13 protein-coding genes are annotated in these 15,170 nt (G+C 71.5%); 9 read left to right on the forward strand and 4 right to left on the reverse strand.

The annotated features are described in order from the left end of the window. The first annotated feature begins 12 nt into the window (after positions 1–12). Both QF037_RS26510 and QF037_RS26515 read left to right on the forward strand, forming a co-directional pair. Positions 13–1,398 carry a transcriptional regulator gene (locus tag QF037_RS26510; RefSeq protein WP_307029292.1) on the forward strand — a complete coding sequence of 462 codons (1,386 nt, stop codon included), beginning with the start codon at positions 13–15 and terminating at the stop codon, positions 1,396–1,398. A 201-nt stretch (positions 1,399–1,599) separates the two neighbouring features. Beyond that, on the forward strand, positions 1,600–3,210 hold the full coding sequence (locus QF037_RS26515; RefSeq protein WP_307029294.1) for a hypothetical protein: 1,611 nt from the start codon (positions 1,600–1,602) through the stop codon (positions 3,208–3,210). A gap of 308 nt (positions 3,211–3,518) precedes the next feature. Here the strand turns inward: QF037_RS26515 and QF037_RS26520 are convergent, their stop codons facing one another. Next, a complete protein-coding gene (locus tag QF037_RS26520) occupies positions 3,519–4,826 on the reverse strand; it encodes an ABC transporter substrate-binding protein (RefSeq protein ID WP_307029296.1) in 1,308 nt (435 codons plus the stop codon). A 118-nt stretch (positions 4,827–4,944) separates the two neighbouring features. On the opposite strand from QF037_RS26520, the gene QF037_RS26525 reads away from it, so the two are divergent. Both QF037_RS26525 and purU read left to right on the forward strand, forming a co-directional pair. Beyond that, on the forward strand, positions 4,945–5,445 hold the full coding sequence (locus QF037_RS26525) for an SCO4402 family protein (RefSeq protein ID WP_307029298.1): 501 nt from the start codon (positions 4,945–4,947) through the stop codon (positions 5,443–5,445). A gap of 46 nt (positions 5,446–5,491) precedes the next feature. Further along, positions 5,492–6,373 (forward strand): formyltetrahydrofolate deformylase, encoded by an 882-nt coding sequence (gene purU / locus QF037_RS26530; protein WP_307029300.1) that lies wholly within the window; start codon positions 5,492–5,494, stop codon positions 6,371–6,373. Positions 6,374–6,547: 174 nt separating this feature from the next. On the opposite strand, the gene QF037_RS26535 is transcribed toward purU, so the two are convergent. After that, entirely contained in the window at positions 6,548–7,966 is a 1,419-nt protein-coding gene (locus tag QF037_RS26535) for a zf-HC2 domain-containing protein (protein ID WP_307029302.1), read from the reverse strand. Further along, the gene (locus tag QF037_RS26540; RefSeq protein ID WP_307029304.1) at positions 7,963–8,547 is read right to left on the reverse strand and encodes a sigma-70 family RNA polymerase sigma factor; all 585 of its coding nucleotides are present in this window, start codon (positions 8,545–8,547) and stop codon (positions 7,963–7,965) included. The genes QF037_RS26535 and QF037_RS26540 overlap by 4 nt, the downstream gene beginning before the upstream one ends. 328 nt (positions 8,548–8,875) lie before the next feature. Here QF037_RS26540 and QF037_RS26545 point away from each other — a divergent pair, with 328 nt between their 5' ends. Together QF037_RS26545 and QF037_RS26550 are read left to right on the forward strand one after the other, a co-directional pair. After that, positions 8,876–9,256: an STAS domain-containing protein gene (locus QF037_RS26545; protein WP_046259043.1), complete on the forward strand. Its 381-nt coding sequence runs from the start codon at positions 8,876–8,878 to the stop codon at positions 9,254–9,256. Positions 9,257–9,405: 149 nt separating this feature from the next. After that, the gene (locus QF037_RS26550; protein ID WP_307029307.1) at positions 9,406–9,918 is read left to right on the forward strand and encodes an EF-hand domain-containing protein; all 513 of its coding nucleotides are present in this window, start codon (positions 9,406–9,408) and stop codon (positions 9,916–9,918) included. Here the strand turns inward: QF037_RS26550 and QF037_RS26555 are convergent. Next, positions 9,897–11,405: a class I adenylate-forming enzyme family protein gene (locus tag QF037_RS26555; protein ID WP_307029309.1), complete on the reverse strand. Its 1,509-nt coding sequence runs from the start codon at positions 11,403–11,405 to the stop codon at positions 9,897–9,899. The genes QF037_RS26550 and QF037_RS26555 overlap by 22 nt on opposite strands. A gap of 99 nt (positions 11,406–11,504) precedes the next feature. Here QF037_RS26555 and QF037_RS26560 point away from each other — a divergent pair, with 99 nt between their 5' ends. Genes QF037_RS26560 through QF037_RS26570 form a run of 3 tightly spaced genes read left to right on the forward strand, consistent with a single transcriptional unit; the run spans position 11,505 to position 14,724 of the window. Next, positions 11,505–12,707, forward strand: coding sequence for an amidohydrolase family protein (locus tag QF037_RS26560; protein WP_307029310.1), 1,203 nt, complete (start codon positions 11,505–11,507; stop codon positions 12,705–12,707). An 8-nt stretch (positions 12,708–12,715) separates the two neighbouring features. Further along, complete coding sequence (locus tag QF037_RS26565) at positions 12,716–13,849, forward strand: acyl-CoA dehydrogenase family protein (protein WP_307029312.1); 1,134 nt, start codon at positions 12,716–12,718, stop codon at positions 13,847–13,849. 8 nt (positions 13,850–13,857) lie between these two features. Next, entirely contained in the window at positions 13,858–14,724 is an 867-nt protein-coding gene (locus QF037_RS26570) for an acyl-CoA dehydrogenase family protein (protein WP_307037379.1), read from the forward strand. Positions 14,725–15,170: the final 446 nt, after the last annotated feature.

Consider the following 15,170-nt stretch of genomic DNA (forward strand, 5'->3'; position numbering starts at 1 on the left):
GGGGGTACGCCAATGGCCGCAAGGCCTCTCGTCGCGCGGCAGCCGAACGAACGGTTGCAGGCGCTCATCCAGGAAGCGGGTTGCTCGAACGCCGGGCTGGCCCGCCGGGTCAACATGTGCGGCGCCGAGCACGGTCTCGACCTGCGCTACGACAAGACGTCCGTGGCGCGTTGGCTGCGCGGACAGCAGCCGAGGGGACGCGCCCCGGCGATCATCGCGGAGGCGCTGGGCCGCAAACTCGGCCGGACGGTCACGATCGACGAGATCGGCATGGCCAACGGCAAGAACCTCGCGTCGGGCGTCGGCCTCCAGTTCTCGCCGACCGTGCTGGGGGCCATCGAGCAGGTCTGCGAGCTGTGGCGCAGTGACGTGGGGCGCCGGGACTTCCTGTCCGGCTCCTCGGTCGCCGCGTCCGCGCTCGTCGAACCGAGCCGCGACTGGCTGATCTCCTCGCCGGACTCGCAGGTGGCGCGGCAGGCGGGACCGCGGGTGGGCCAGTCCGACGTGGCGGCCGTGCGGGCGATGACCCAGGCCCTCGTGGAACTCGACCACCAGTACGGCAGCGGTCATGTGCGGCCGGTCGTCGTGCACTACCTCAACAGTGTCGTCAGCGGGCTGCTCGCCGGGTCGTACCGCGAGGCCGTGGGGCGGGAACTGTTCGCGACGGTCGCGCGGTTGACGGAGCTCGCCGGGTACATGGCGATCGACACCGGACAACCGGGGCTGGCGCAGCGGTACTACATCCAGGCGCTGCGGCTCGCGCAGGCGGCGGGGGACCGTGGCTACGGCGGGTACGTGCTCGCCGCGTCCATGAGCCATCTCGCCGCGCAGCTCGGAAACCCGCGAGAGATCGCGCAGCTGGCGCGCGCGGCGCAGGAAGGGGCGCGGGGGCGCGTGACACCGCGGGCGGAGGCGATGTTCTACGCGGCCGAGGCGCGCGGGCACGCGTTGATGGGCGATGCGCGGGCGGCGCAGCTGGCGTCCGGGCGGGCGGTGGGCGCGCTGGAGGCGGCGGATCCTTCCGCCGGGGACGACCCGGCGTGGATCGCGCACTTCGACGAGGCCTATCTCGCCGACGAGCTGGCGCACTGCCACCGGGACCTCGGACAGGCCGAGGCGGCGGCACGGCGGGCCCAGGAGTCGCTGGACGGGCTTCCCGAGACGAAGGCGCGGCGCCGGGCCATCGGCTATGTGCTGCTCGCCACCGCGCAGGTGCAGCAGCGCGAGATCGAACAGGCCTGCCACACCGGGCTGAAGGCCGTGGAGTTGCTGGAGACCGTCCGCTCCAACCGGGGCGCCGACTACCTGGAGGACTTCCAGCAACGGCTGGAGCCGTTCCAGGACGAGGCCGTGGTAAGGGAGTTCGGGGCACGACTGGATTTGCAGGCGGCGGCGTGAAACCCCGGGGTACGGGGGCGTGAACACGCGGGAAACGAAGGCTCCGGAGGCGGAAGGAGCGTCTGTGTAGCGGATGCGGGCCCGGTTTGTTACCGCGGTCACAGGGACACCGGTCCAGTCCTGTGCTGCGTGGCGCCGGGCTCGGGGGACCCGGTAGCGTGAGCCGACGATTCACAAGGTCCCCCATTCGTAGGAGTCCCGGTGACGCAGAGTGGACAGGGCGAGGAGCCCTCGCCACGCGTGGCGCGCGAAGGCATCGTGCTGCCCTCCGACGGCGGCGAACCGCTGCTGCCGGGCCAGACGGGCGGACCCGGCGGCTACCAGTCCGCCCCGCACCCCCCGAACCCGACCCCCGCGCCGCCGCCCGGCGGTCAGGCCTGGGGCACCCCGTGGGGGCCCGAGCAGCAGGCGCCCGCCCCGCAGCAGGGCGAGGGCTGGGGTGCGCCGCAGGAGCAGCAGTGGAGTGCGCCGCCGTACCAGGCGCAGTCCCAGCAGTGGGGCGCCCAGGACGCGTCACAGCCGCTGCCGCAGCCCGGCGGCTACGACAACGACCAGCCCACCTCGTACTACCTGCCGCCGGTGAATCAGAACCCCCAGCAGGGCGCCGGCCACGACAGTGACCAGCCCACCTCGTACTACCTGCCGCCGGTGAACCAGAACACCGCGGGAGGGTACGGCGCTCCCGGCGCCCCGCTGCCGCCCGCCACCGACGGGTACGGCACGTCCGGCGGGCACGGCGGCGCCACCGGCATACCCCTGCCCCAGGCGGACGAGGGCGCCACGCAGTACATTCCGCCGGTCGCCGCGTCCCCGGACGAGGGTGTGACGCAGTACATCCCGCCCGTCGCGCCCGGCGCGCTGCCGCCCGAGGTGCCCGCGCCGGGGGGCTCGGAGCAGACGCAGTTCCTGGGGCGTGCCCCGCAGGGCGGCGGGCCGCTGCCGCCCGTGTCCGGGCCCGATGCCGAGGCCACGCAGTACATCGCGCCCGTGCCCGGGCAGCACGGTGGGGAGCGGCAGCCGCCCGCCGAGTTCGACAACCTCTTCCGCAGCGGGCCGGGCGCAGAGAGCCCGGCCGGGGCCACGCAGCAGCTCCCGCGCTTCGAGCAGGCGCCGCCGCCGCACACGGGCCACCAGCAGCCGTCGTACGGACACCGTGACCGCCACCACGACGGTGGCGGCCGCGGCGGCCGTAACCGCTCGCGCGTGCCGGTCATCGCCGCCGTCGGTATCGGTATCGCCGTCCTCGGCATCGGCGCGGGCGCGCTGCTGGCCGGTGGGGGCGGGGACGACGGTGACGGCAACAAGACCGTCGCCGCGACCGCGCCGGCGAGCGAGTCCGCCTCGCCGTCCGCCGACCCGGCCGAGGCGCAGGCCGTCGAGCTGGACAAGCTGCTGGCCGACAGCGGTGACAGCCGGGCCTCGGTGATCAGCGCGGTGGAGAACGTGAAGGCCTGCAAGAACCTCGGCCAGGCGGCCAAGGACCTGCGGGACGCGGCCGCCCAGCGCAACGACCTGGTGACCCGGCTGTCCGCCCTCTCCGTCGACCAGCTGCCGAACCACGCCCAGCTGACCACCGCCCTCACCAAGGCGTGGCAGGCGTCCGCGTCGGCCGACAACCACTACGCGGCGTGGGCCGACCAGACCGCAGGCAAGAAGGGCTGCAAGAAGGGCCAGGCGCGCACCACCCCCCAGACCCAGGCCGGCAACACCGCGAGCGGCGAGGCCAGCACGCAGAAGATCACGGCGGCCAAGCTGTGGAACGCGATCGCGAAGACGTACGGCCTGACCGAACGCAACCGCACCCAGCTGTGACCGACGGGGGCCGCCCCTCGCGGCCCCCGCCGTCCGCTCCCGGGCACTAGGCCCTGTCGGGCCTAGTGCCGCGGCAGGCAACGTTTGCCCCGTCGCGACGCCCGGCACGCTCCCCCACTGCCTTGAGGGCGTGGGAGGGGCCCCCACTCGCCGCACCGGCCGAAAGCCCAAGTACGTCCAGTACGAGGGCTTCCGGCCGGCACGCCGAGAGCACGCTCCCCCACCCTCGAACCGCGCTTCGCACGGCTCGGGCGGGAGGGACCCCCACGACGCCGCTCCTTGACGGGCAAACGTTGCCTGCCGCGGCACTAGCTCACGTCGGCGTTCGCCAGCGTCTCGCGTACGTCCGTGAAGCCCTTGCGCGCCGCCACCAGCCGGCCCTTGCGTACGGCTTGCAGCGTCACCTCGGTGTTGACCAGGCGTGGCAGGCCGATGGCCCCGAGACCGTTCTTGTAGTCCCAGTCGAGGGTCGGGGTCAGTCCGCCCGTGTCGACCTTCAGACCGTCGTCGAGCGCCTTGCGCACGGCGGTCGAGGTGAGCTCGCCGTTGCCGAGCGAGTCGACGGCGGCCTTGAACACGGTGTACGCGAGCCAGGTGGTCTGCACTCCGGCGTCCGCGGGATCGATGCGGTTGTCGTCGAAGGCCTGCTCCTTGATGACCTTCTTCATCGGATCCCAGCGCCGATCGGTCACGACCGGGTACCACCCGGTGATGTACGAGCCCTCGTAGGGCCCCGACGTCCCGCCGGAGGCGTCTATCACCGTCTGGTCGACGCTGCCGAGGACCGTGCCGGTGCGTACGTCGGGAAAGTCCTCGCGGGCGCGCCGGAAGGAGTCCATGAAGGTGCTGGTGCGGTCCCCGAGCGCGGGCAGCACACACCCCTTCTTCACCGGGTCGCCGGTCGTGCGGGCGAGCGCGCGCTCGGACTGCGCCGAGTACTCGGTGGCGTCCTCCGCGGCCAGCTGGTCGTCCGCCACGGCGTGGCCGGAGGCCTTCAGGCCGGAATCCAGCATGACGTGGAGTTCGTCGCCCGCGATGCTGTCGGGGCGGACCAGCGCCACGGGCCCGCAGCTGCCGCCGAGTTCCTTGCCGAGGCCGGCGAGCAGGCTGGGCTGGCCGCCGTTGACGGGGAAGGAGGCCACGCTGTCGAACTCGGCGTTGGTGATGCCGTAGCCGCCTATGTAGGGGATGTCGGCGCCCTCGAGCGTCGGGAAGAACGCGTCGCCGTACTGGCTGTAGGAGCCGACCACCGCGACGACCCCCTCGTCGACCGCGCGCTGGGCGCACTTCGCGGCGGAGACGGCGTCGTTGTGGTCGTTGCAGACCAGGACGGAGAGCTTGCGGCCGGCGATGCCGCCGTGTGAGTTGATCCACCGGGCGTACGCCTGCGCGAAGGCGGGCATACCGGGCTTGTTGGTCGCGCCGGTGTTCATCGGGGCCCAGGTCATGACCTTGATCGGGTCGTCCCCGGAGCCCCCCGTGGCACCGGGGACGACCCCGCAACCGACGGTCAGCGACGCACACGCGGCCAGTGCCGTCGCCGCGAGGGCGGTGGCTCTGACGGGCGGGTGGAGCCTGGGGAGGAAGGTGCTGCGGATGCGTCGCCTGCCGGTCATGGGCACACACGCTTTCGCCACATGACCAACCCGGGAGTGACTTACGGTCAACAGTCGGTGACGCGAAGGTGAATTGCGGGGGGTTGGTGAGGCGGGTGTGACAAGGAACGTACGATCGATGACCGTGCAAGGTTCGGAGAACTCTTCCCGTCGCGGCCGTCGCTCATCCACCATGGGCGACATGCCACTGAATGACATGCCGTGGTGGCGCTGGCGCAGCAATGTGCGCTCCGCGCTGCACATGCTCTCCGACCCAGGGTTCCAGCGGGACGTCTGGCTGGCCGGTGTCGAGGGGTACGGGGACGTCACCGACGCCGTGTACCGCCTCGTCGAGGACACCTGGCTGGACAACTGGTCCGCCGAGAAATACGTCGGCACGATCTTCCGGGACTCCCAGGAGTCGGCCCTCGTCGACACCGCGGTCCTGCGGGTGTTGCGGATCATGCACCAGGTCGGCCCGGACGCACCCGTCTCCGCCTACGTCGACCACCCCGGGTGGCCGGAGGCGGTACGGGCCGCGCGCGACGCCCATGTGCGGATGGCGACGGCCGACGGGGACGACCCGGACCAGCCGCCGAGCTCGCTGCACGTGCTGCAGCTCATGACCCGGTCCGCGTGACGGACGCGTTCTCTGCGGTGCCGGCGGATATGGGACCCTGTCCCGCATGAACGAGCAGTCCACCCGAGCCGCGGCGCCCGCCGAGCAGTACGTCCTTATCCTGTCCTGCCCCGACAAGCAGGGCATCGTGCACGCCGTGTCGAGCTACCTCTTCATGACCGGCTGCAACATCGAGGACAGTCAGCAGTTCGGCGACCACGACACGGGTCTGTTCTTCATGCGCGTCCACTTCTCGGCGGAGGCTCCGGTGACGGTGGAGAAGCTGCGGGCCAGCTTCGCGGCGATCGGTGACGCCTTCCACATGGACTGGCAGATCCACCAGCCCGAGGAGAAGATGCGGGTCGTCCTCATGGTCAGCAAGTTCGGGCACTGCCTGAACGACCTGCTGTTCCGGGCCCGTATCGGCGCGCTGCCGGTGGAGATCGCCGCCGTGGTCTCCAACCACACCGACTTCGCGGAGCTCGTGGGGTCGTACGACGTTCCCTTCCACCACATTCCGGTGACGCGGGAGAACAAGGCGGAGGCGGAGGCGCGGCTGCTGGAGCTGGTGCGTGAGCAGGGCGTGGAGCTCGTGGTGCTCGCCCGGTACATGCAGGTGCTCTCGGACGACCTCTGCAAGCAGCTCAGCGGGCGGATCATCAACATCCACCACTCGTTCCTGCCGAGCTTCAAGGGCGCGAAGCCGTATCACCAGGCGCACGCCCGGGGGGTCAAGCTGATCGGTGCGACCGCGCACTATGTGACGGCCGACCTCGACGAGGGGCCGATCATCGAGCAGGAGGTCGAGCGGGTCGGGCATGACGTGACCCCGGACCAGCTGGTCGCGATCGGGCGGGATGTGGAGTGCCAGGCGCTGGCGCGGGCGGTGAAGTGGCATGCGGAGCGGCGGATTCTGCTGAACGGGCGCCGGACGGTCGTGTTCGCCTAGGAGCTCGGGGGGGGGTTCGGTCGCAGGGCGGCTGCGGGTGCGTGGGGGCCGTTCGCGCAGTTCCCCGCGCCCCTGAAAGCAGGCCGGTTCACTGGACGCACCTCTTAGGGGCGCGGGGAACTGCGCGACCAGCCACAACCGGCCCGCGGCCGCCGACGAATCCGCAACCCGCCCCTAGATCCGGCTCAACGACGCGACCGCGAACAGTACGTCCCTGATCGCCTCCCGGTCACCCACCTGCCCTGCCGCCGCTTCAGCCGGAGGCACATGGCCCGCGGCCAGCTGGCAGAACTCCACGTCGTCCAGCGCCACGTGCGCGACCTCGTAGTCCGCGGAGCCCACCGCCGCCGGGGAGTCCAGCGGGATCAGCCACTCGCCGCCACCCGAACCCTCGATCTCCAGCCGCAGACTGCGCCCCGGCTCGCCCGCGGGGACGAGGTGGCGCCCATGGGCCGGCCCGGCCAACCCGGTCCGGCGCCGCACGGCCAGCACCGCGGGGAGCATGCGGGCGGCCAGGTCGATCATGCGGTTCAGATGGCGGGGGGACGGAGGGCCGTACGGGTAGTCGACCGCCTCGGCGATGTCCTCCGCGTGGACCCAGCACTCGAAGGCCCGGTCCAGCATGGCGTCGTGCAGGGGGAGTTCGAAGTCGCCGTACGACACCGAGAGCTTGCCGGAACCGCCGCCGGTGAAGGAGACCGTGCGGACCAGGTCGTGGCTCTGTTCGCGCCAGGGGCCCCGGACGGAGCGGGTCGGCGGGAAGTGGGAGCCGCGCCAGAACGCCTCGGTGCGGGCCGCGGGGGTCTGTGAGCCCGTGGTGATGTCGCCGAGGGGGTCGTCCAGGCCGAGGGTGAGGGCGACGAGGCCGTCGACCGTGAGCAGGTGGGCGATGACGCCGGCGACCGTCGTGCGGCGGCTCGTCGCCTTGTCGGCCTCGAACCAGCGCAGCCGCACGGGCGCGTGCCACTCGGCGTCGCCCATGTCCCGCAGCAGCGCGTCCAGGCGTGCGGTCTCGGCGTCGTAGGGCGCCGCCCAGTCGGGTACCGGGATGCGCGGCGGGCGGCGGTCCAGGCAGCCCGCCAGGACGCGGGTGCGCAGTCCGGGGTCGAGGTCGAGGCTCTCCTGCGGGTGGAGCAGGCCGACGGCCCCGCGCAGCCGCAGCGCCTCGTCCGCGCAGGAGCCGCAGTCGCCGAGGTGCTCCTCGACGGCTGCTGTCTCCTCGGGCGAGCAGGCGGCCAGCGCCCAGGCGCCGAGGAGCGCCTTCAGTACGGGGTGCTCCAGGACGAGGGGCGGCGGGGGCGGTGGTGTCTCCAGCGGGGGCAGGGGGTGCCCGGTGTCCTCGACGGACGCGCGCGGGAGCGGTATGCGGGGCGGTTCGGCGGCGGGGCCGGGGGTGGGACCGTCGCCGTCGGCCGGGCCGCCGGTGCCGTCGTCGCCCGGCGGGGGCGGGGGCTCGCCCTGCCGGTCCGCGCCGCTGTGGGACTCGTACTCCTTGCCGTCCTGACCGTCCTGACCGTCCTGACCGTCCTGGCCGTTCTCCCCCTCCTGGCCTTCGTGCTCGTCGTACGCCTCGAAGCGGTTCGCCTCGTTCACGCCGCACCTCCGTAGCCGGGAGGCGCTCCGGGGGCGGCGCCGGTGTCATGGGCCGTGGCGAGGAGCTGCAGGCCCAGGCGGAGGCGGCGGCGGGCCTCGTCCTCGGTGACCCCGAGGTCGGCGGCGGTCTGGCGGTAGTCGCGGCGCTGGAAGTACGCCAGCTCGAGGGCGGCGCGCAGCGGGGACGGCATGGACTGGGCGATGTAGTCGGCGCGGGCGGCGACGGAGGCGTGGCGGACCTTGCGCTCCAGTTCCTCGGTGGAGCCGCGGCCGCCCTGGGCGAGGGCCTCGGTCTCGGTGGCATGCAGGCGCTGCACGGCGAGGCGGTGGGTCAGTGTGGCGACCCAGGAGCGCAGGGGGCCCTGTTTGGGGTCGTAGGCGTCGGGGTGCTCCCAGACGTGGGCGAAGACCTCGCGGGTGATGCCGTCGGCGGCGCGCTCGTCGCCGAGCACGCGGTGGGCGAGGCCGTGCACGAGTGAGGCGAACCGGTCGTAGAGCTCGCCGAGGGCGGCCGCCTCACCGCGTGCGAGCCGCTGCTGCATCTTGCGGTCCCAGCGGGGAGGTGCGTCCTTCTTCGCCATGCCGCCCCTTCGCTGTCGTTCGCGACTCGTCAAGCCTGGACCCACCGTCTCCCCGAATGTAGTCGGCACGTCTGACAGCGCACGCCCCTTTGCAGCAATGTGCGCCCCTGGGAGAGCGGTCGATGGTAGTGGACCTTCGTCTTCCTTCCACTCTGCGTCCATCCACGATCGAACAGGATCGAAAGCGGTTAAAACAAGCCTCTTCTGATCGGTTTCCGTTTCCTGGCTTGAGTTTCAGGGAACCGCCGCTGGGCAGCCGCGCTGCAAGGAAGCGTAGGAACGGCTTCCGTTTGCGGGCCGTTCCGGGAAGTCCCGGCGAGCGAAGGGCGTGGTGGTGGGGTTCAACGTGACCGGCGGCGAGCACGGCGACTGGGCCGTGCTCCATGTGTCGGGCGAACTGGATCTGGTGACGTCGCCGGTGCTGCGGCAGCGGGTGCACGACGTCGTGGCCGAGGGCCGCCACAGTCTTGTCCTCGATCTCTCCGAGGTCTTCTTCTGCGACTCCAGCGGCGTCGGCGTCCTCATCGCCTCCCGGCGCCTCATCCGCTCCTGCCAGGGGCAGCTGCGGCTGATACTGCCGGCCCAGGGCGCGGTGGACGGCTCCCACGTCAACAGGGTGCTGGGGGCGCTGGGGGTACGGCGGCTGTTCGACGTCCACGTGGACGTGGATTCGGCGACGGAGGACGAAGCGGGGCCGTTGTCGGCGTGAACCACAGCTGCCACCGCTTCTGCCACACCGTTGTCCCAAAATTCCCCCGGTCTTGGCACAACCGCCGCTTTCCCGCTCCCCGCCCCGCCCCGGCGTCGTACGCTCCGAACCAGATGCACCCCACGTGACGTAAGGCGGCACGAGAAGACATGGTCAGCAGCGAGTACGAGCGCAGGATCGCCGGCCGGTTCGCCACCTTCGACCAGGACGGCAACGGCTACATCGACCGGGCGGACTTCAACGTGGCGGCCAAGGCGCTGCTCGCGGAGTTCGGTACGGCGGCACGGTCCGACAAGGGACAGGCCCTGTATGTCGGCGCGGAGGCGTTCTGGCAGGGCATGGCGGGCATCGCGGACCGGGACGGCGACCAGCGGATCACCCGCGAGGAGTTCGTGAACGGCGCGGTGAAGCGGCTGCGCGACAATCCCGACCGGTTCGCCGAGATCGCCCGTCCCTTCCTGCACGCGGCCCTCGCCGTCGCCGATCCGGACGGCGACGGATCGGCCACCGTCGAGGACACCGCGCGCGTGCTCCGGAGCCTCGGCGCGGCGCAGGAGATCGCCGGCACCGCCGCCGCCGCGCTCGACACCGACGGTGACGGCAGGATCGGCGAGGAGGAGATCGTCGCCGCCTTCGCCCGTTACTTCACCGTCCCCGAATAGCGCTCCCGCAGCTTGTACTTGAGCACCTTCCGGAGCGTCTCGTTGCGCGGAAGGGCGTCCACCACCTCCAGCTGCTCCGGCAGCTTGTGGACCGAGAGCCCTTCCGCGCGGAGATAGGACGTCATCGCCGCCAGGGTCAGCTCCTCGGCCCCGGAGGGCTGTTCCACCACCGCGCACACCCGCTCCCCGCGATCCTCGTCCGGCAGCCCGATCACCGCCACGTCCCCGACCGCCGGGTGCGCGGCCAGCAGGTCCTCGATCTCCTTCGCCGAGATGTTCTCGCCCTTGCGGATGATCACGTCCTTGAGCCGCCCGGTGAGCACCAGATGCCCGGTGTCCGTGAGCGTCCCCAGGTCACCGGTGCGCAGGAACCCGTCCTCGTCGAAGGCGTCCGCCGTCTGCCCGGCGTCCAGATACCCCTGGCACACGGCCTCCCCGCGCAGCCGCACCTCCCCGTCCACGATCCGTATCTCCATCCCCTCCGGCGGCCGCCCCTCGGTCGTCGCGAGGTTCTCCACGGTGTCGTCCGGCGAGCCCATCGTGATCATCGGTACCTCGGTCATGCCGTACCCGTGCGTGAGCTGCACCCCCATCTCCCGCACGACCGCGTGGTACACCTCCGGCGGCTTGGGCGCACCGCCACCGGCCAGCAGCCGCAGGGTGGGTATCACCTTGGTCTCCGGCCGCTTGCGCTGCTCGGCCAGGAACATCGAGTAGAACGCGGTCGATCCGCCCGCCACCGTCACCCCGTGCCGGCGATACCCTTCCAGCGCGTCCGGCAGCGCGAACTGCTCGAACATCACCGCCGGGAAGCCGTACAGGAGCAGCATCACCGTGTAGTCGGGGCCGGCGATGTGGGCGTACGGGAAGGCCATCGAGCCCACGTCGTCGGGCCGCAGACAGAGCGCGTGGGCCAGGCACGAGCCGCCCGCGATCAGCGAACGGTCCGTGTGCAGCACGCCCTTGGGGTCGGAGGTCGTGCCCGAGGTCCAGTAGATCCAGCGGACCGCGGTGCCCGAGGAGGGCGGCGCGGGCAGCAGCCCGGGATCGCCGTCGGGCAGCCGGTCGTACGCCTCGAAGACGCCCTTCGCGCCGAGCCGCCGCGCCATCCCCGTGTAGTCGAAGCCCCGCCACTCGCCGGGCACCGCGAAGTACTCGGCCTTCGACTCCCGTAGCGCGAAGCCGACTTCGCGGTCCCGGTAGAACGGGATGACCGGCGACTGGACCGCGCCCAGGCGGGCCAGCGCGAAGGACAGCACCGCTGTCTCGATCCGCGTGGGCAGCTGCCAGGCGACCACCGTGCCGGGGCGTACGCCCATGTCGTACAGCCCCGCCGCCACCCGCTCGGCACGCGCGTGCAGCTCCCCGAAGCTCAGGGAGCGGTCGTCCTGGAGGAGGACCGGGCGGTCGGGGGTGAGGCCGGCGCGGCGGGTGACCAGTTCCCAGAGGGTGCGGGAGGAGCTCAGGGAGTGCGGGGTCTCGTTCATGGGTGCCCCCTGCTTGGCTGACGACTCGTCAGGTGACATGCTATCTGACGCTCCATCAGATCGTGCCTGTCACGTGAACACCGTCCGGCGGAGGAGATCATGCCGACCGAACTGCCCCGCATCATCAGCGTCGACGACCATGTGATCGAGCCCGCGCACCTGTTCAAGACCTGGCTGCCCGCCAAGTACCAGGACCGCGGACCGCAGCCGCTCACCGCCGGGATCGGTGAACTCGCCTACGTCGGCGGCAAGTACCAGATCACGATGGACCCGGATGGCCCGCCCACCGACTGGTGGATCTACGAGGACCTGAAGTTCCCGTACAAGCGCAACATCGCAGCCGTCGGCTTCGATCGCGACGAGATGACCCTGGAGGGCATCACGCGCGAGGAGATGCGACGCGGCTGCTGGGACCCCGTCGCACGGCTGAAGGACATGGATCTCAACCACGTCGAGGGCAGCCTGTGCTTCCCGACCTTCCCGCGCTTCTGCGGGCAGACCTTCGCCGAGGCGCACGACAAGGAAGTGGCGCTCGCGTGCGTGCGGGCCTACAACGACTGGATGGTCGAGGAGTGGTGCGGGGACAGCGGCGGACGGCTCATCCCGCTGTGCCTGATCCCGCTGTGGGACGTGGAGCTGGCGGTTGCGGAGATCCGGCGCAACGCCGCACGCGGGGTGCGGGCCGTGACCTTCTCCGAGATCCCCACCTACCTCGGCCTGCCCTCCATCCACTCCGGCCACTGGGACCCGTTCTTCGCGGTCTGCCAGGAGACCGGCACGGTCGTCAACATGCACATCGGCAGCAGCTCCCAGATGCCGGCCGCCTCACCCGACGCCCCGCCCGCCGTCCAGGCCGCCCTCAGCTTCAACAACGCCATGGCCTCGATGATGGACTTCCTCTTCAGCGGCGTGCTGGTGAAGTTCCCGCGCCTCAAACTCGCCTACAGCGAGGGCCAGATGGGCTGGATCCCGTACGCCCTCGAACGCGCCGACGACGTGTGGGAGGAGCACCGCGCCTGGGGCGGGGTGCGCGACATCGTCCCGGAGCCGCCGTCGACGTACTACTACCGGCAGATCTTCTGCTGCTTCTTCCGCGACAAGCACGGCGTCGCCTCGCTGGACGTGGTGGGCCGGGACAACGCCACCTTCGAGACCGACTACCCGCACGTCGACTCGACCTTCCCGCACACCAAGGAGGTCGCCCTCGACCATGTGAAGGGCCTCGACGACGAGACCGTCTACAAGCTGATGCGCGGCAACGCCATCCGCATGCTCGGTCTCGACCTGGACCGGGACCGGTAGGCGGGCCCGTGGACCTCTCCCACTCTCCCGAAGAGGAGGAGTTCCGGGCCCGGTTGAGGCAGTGGCTCGGCCGGGTGCTGCCCACGCTCCCGCCCAAGCCGTCCCCGGACGACTGGCCCGGGCGCCGCGCCTACGACATGGGCTGGCAGCGGATGCTGTACGACGCCGGGTACGCGGACGTGCACTGGGACGCCTCGCCGACCACGCGGCTGATCTTCCTGGAGGAGACCGAGAAGGCGGGGGCGCCCTACGTGGGCGCGGGGTTCGTCGGCCTGCTGCACGCCGGGCCCACGATCGCCGCGGAGGGCTCCGACGGGCAGCGGGCGCGGTGGCTGCCGCCGATCCTGCGCGGGGAGGAGGTCTGGTGCCAGGGCTTCAGCGAGCCCGACGCCGGGTCCGACCTCGCCGCGTTGCGGACACGGGCGCGCAGGGACGGCGACGAGTACGTGGTGAGCGGGTCCAAGATCTGGACCTCGCACGCCGAAGTCGCCGACTGGTGCGAACTGCTGGTGCGCACCGACCCCGCGGCCGCGAAGCACCGGGGCATCACCTGGCTCGCCCTGCCCATGGACGCTCCGGGGATCACCGTGCGGCCGCTGAAGACCCTCGCCGGGTCCGCCGAGTTCGCCGAGGTGTTCCTGGACGAGGTCCGGGTGCCGGTCGGCAACCGGGTCGGGGACGAGAACGACGGCTGGCGCGTGACCATGGTGACGCTGTCCTTCGAGCGCGGCACCGCCTTCGTGGGCGAAGTCGTCGCGTGCAGGCGGGTGTTGCGCGAACTCGCCGGTGAGGCGCGCAAGAACGGGCGGTGGGACGAGCCGGAACTCAGACGGCGGCTCGGGCGGCTGAATGCCGAGTTCCGGGCGCTGTGGCGACTGACGCAGTGGAACGTGAGCGAGGCGGAGGCATCCGGGGGCGTCCCCGGCGTCGGGGGTTCGGTTTTCAAACTGAGGTATTCGCAGGCGCGGCAGGAGCTCTACGACACCGCCGCCGAGGTCCTGGGGCCCGACGCCCTCGACCTCGACCGGCCATGGGTCCTGGACCGGCTGTCCTCGCTGTCGTACACCATCGCCGCCGGCACCTCGCAGATCCAGCAGAACATCGTGGCCGAACGGATCCTGGGGCTGCCGAAGGGGCGGTGACTGTTCCCGTGCGTTTCCAACTCACCGATGATCAACGTGCGTTGCGGGACGGCGTACGGGCGCTGCTGGCCCGGCGTTTCGACCGCGAGGCGCTGTGGGCCGCCGTCGACTCGCCCGGCCGCCTGGACCGGGCGCTGTGGCGGGAGCTGGGGGAGGCCGGGTTCTTCGCGCTCCGGGTGCCGGAGGGCGACGGAGGGGTCGGACTCGGGCTGCCCGAGGCCGTGTTGGCCTTCGAGGAGGCGGGGCGGGTACTGCTGCCCGGGCCGCTGGTGGCCACACATCTCGCGGCGGGCGCGGTGCCCGGGGCGGCCGACGGGTCGGTGGTCGTGGCGGGCGTGGACGGCGCACTGGTGGAGTGGCTGGACGCCGCCGACGTCGTACGGGGAGATGCCGCCGGCGCCGTGGCACTGCGGTCGGTCGATCCGCTGACGCCCCTGCATCGCACGCCCGCGGCCGCCGTGACCGATCCCGTCGCCGTGCTCCTCACCGCCGCCGAGCAGCTCGGCACCGCCACGCGCGCGTGCGAGCTGGCGGTGCAACACGCCCGGACGCGTGAGCAGTTCGGGCAGCCGATCGGGGCGTTCCAGGCCGTCAAGCATCTGTGCGCGCAGCTCCTGGTGCGGGCCGAGGTGGCCCGTGCGGCGGTCTACGCGGCCGCCGTCACCGGGGACCCGGCCGACATCGCCGCGGCCCGGCTGCTCGCCGACGAGGCCGCCGTACGCGGCGCCCGCGACTGCCTCCAGGTGCACGGCGGCATGGGCTTCACCTGGGAGTCCGAGGTGCATCTGCATCTGAAGCGGGCCTGGGTGCGGGCACAGCGTGGCGGCGGACGCACGGAGAGTGAGGAGCTGCTCGCGGCCGAGCTGACGGCCTGACAAGGGCGTGGGTCGCGGCACCGGCGGGAGCGCTCCCGTGAATGTCGCGGATTGTGGCATACCGGAATTACGGAGCGTTGATATCGGGTTGTGTCCTATGCGTGACCCGTCACGGCCTGGAGTCGGGGACCCGCTCCGGTACCTTCTGTGGGATGCGAGTGGTTCCGAGCACGAGCCGTGCCGGTGTTGCCTCTGTGGCGGCTCCGGATGCGGAGGTGCGCGCCGCTTCTCGCACGGTCGGTGGGCCTTTGGCCGCCACCTGTTCGACTCCCCGCAACGAGCGTCGCACAGTATGCCACCCGGGTACTCCTTCGCGCTGGAATATGCCCGAAGCGCTTGTTGAGGTGACTGTACGTCAACCATGCTGTCTCGTAAGGGATTCACGTTCTGTGATCCCGGCTGTGGCTGTTGTTCTGGCCATGCAAAAAATGGCTACGATCGTGGCC

The organism is Streptomyces canus (genome assembly GCF_030815415.1).
Classification (GTDB): Bacteria; Actinomycetota; Actinomycetes; order Streptomycetales; family Streptomycetaceae; genus Streptomyces; species Streptomyces canus_F.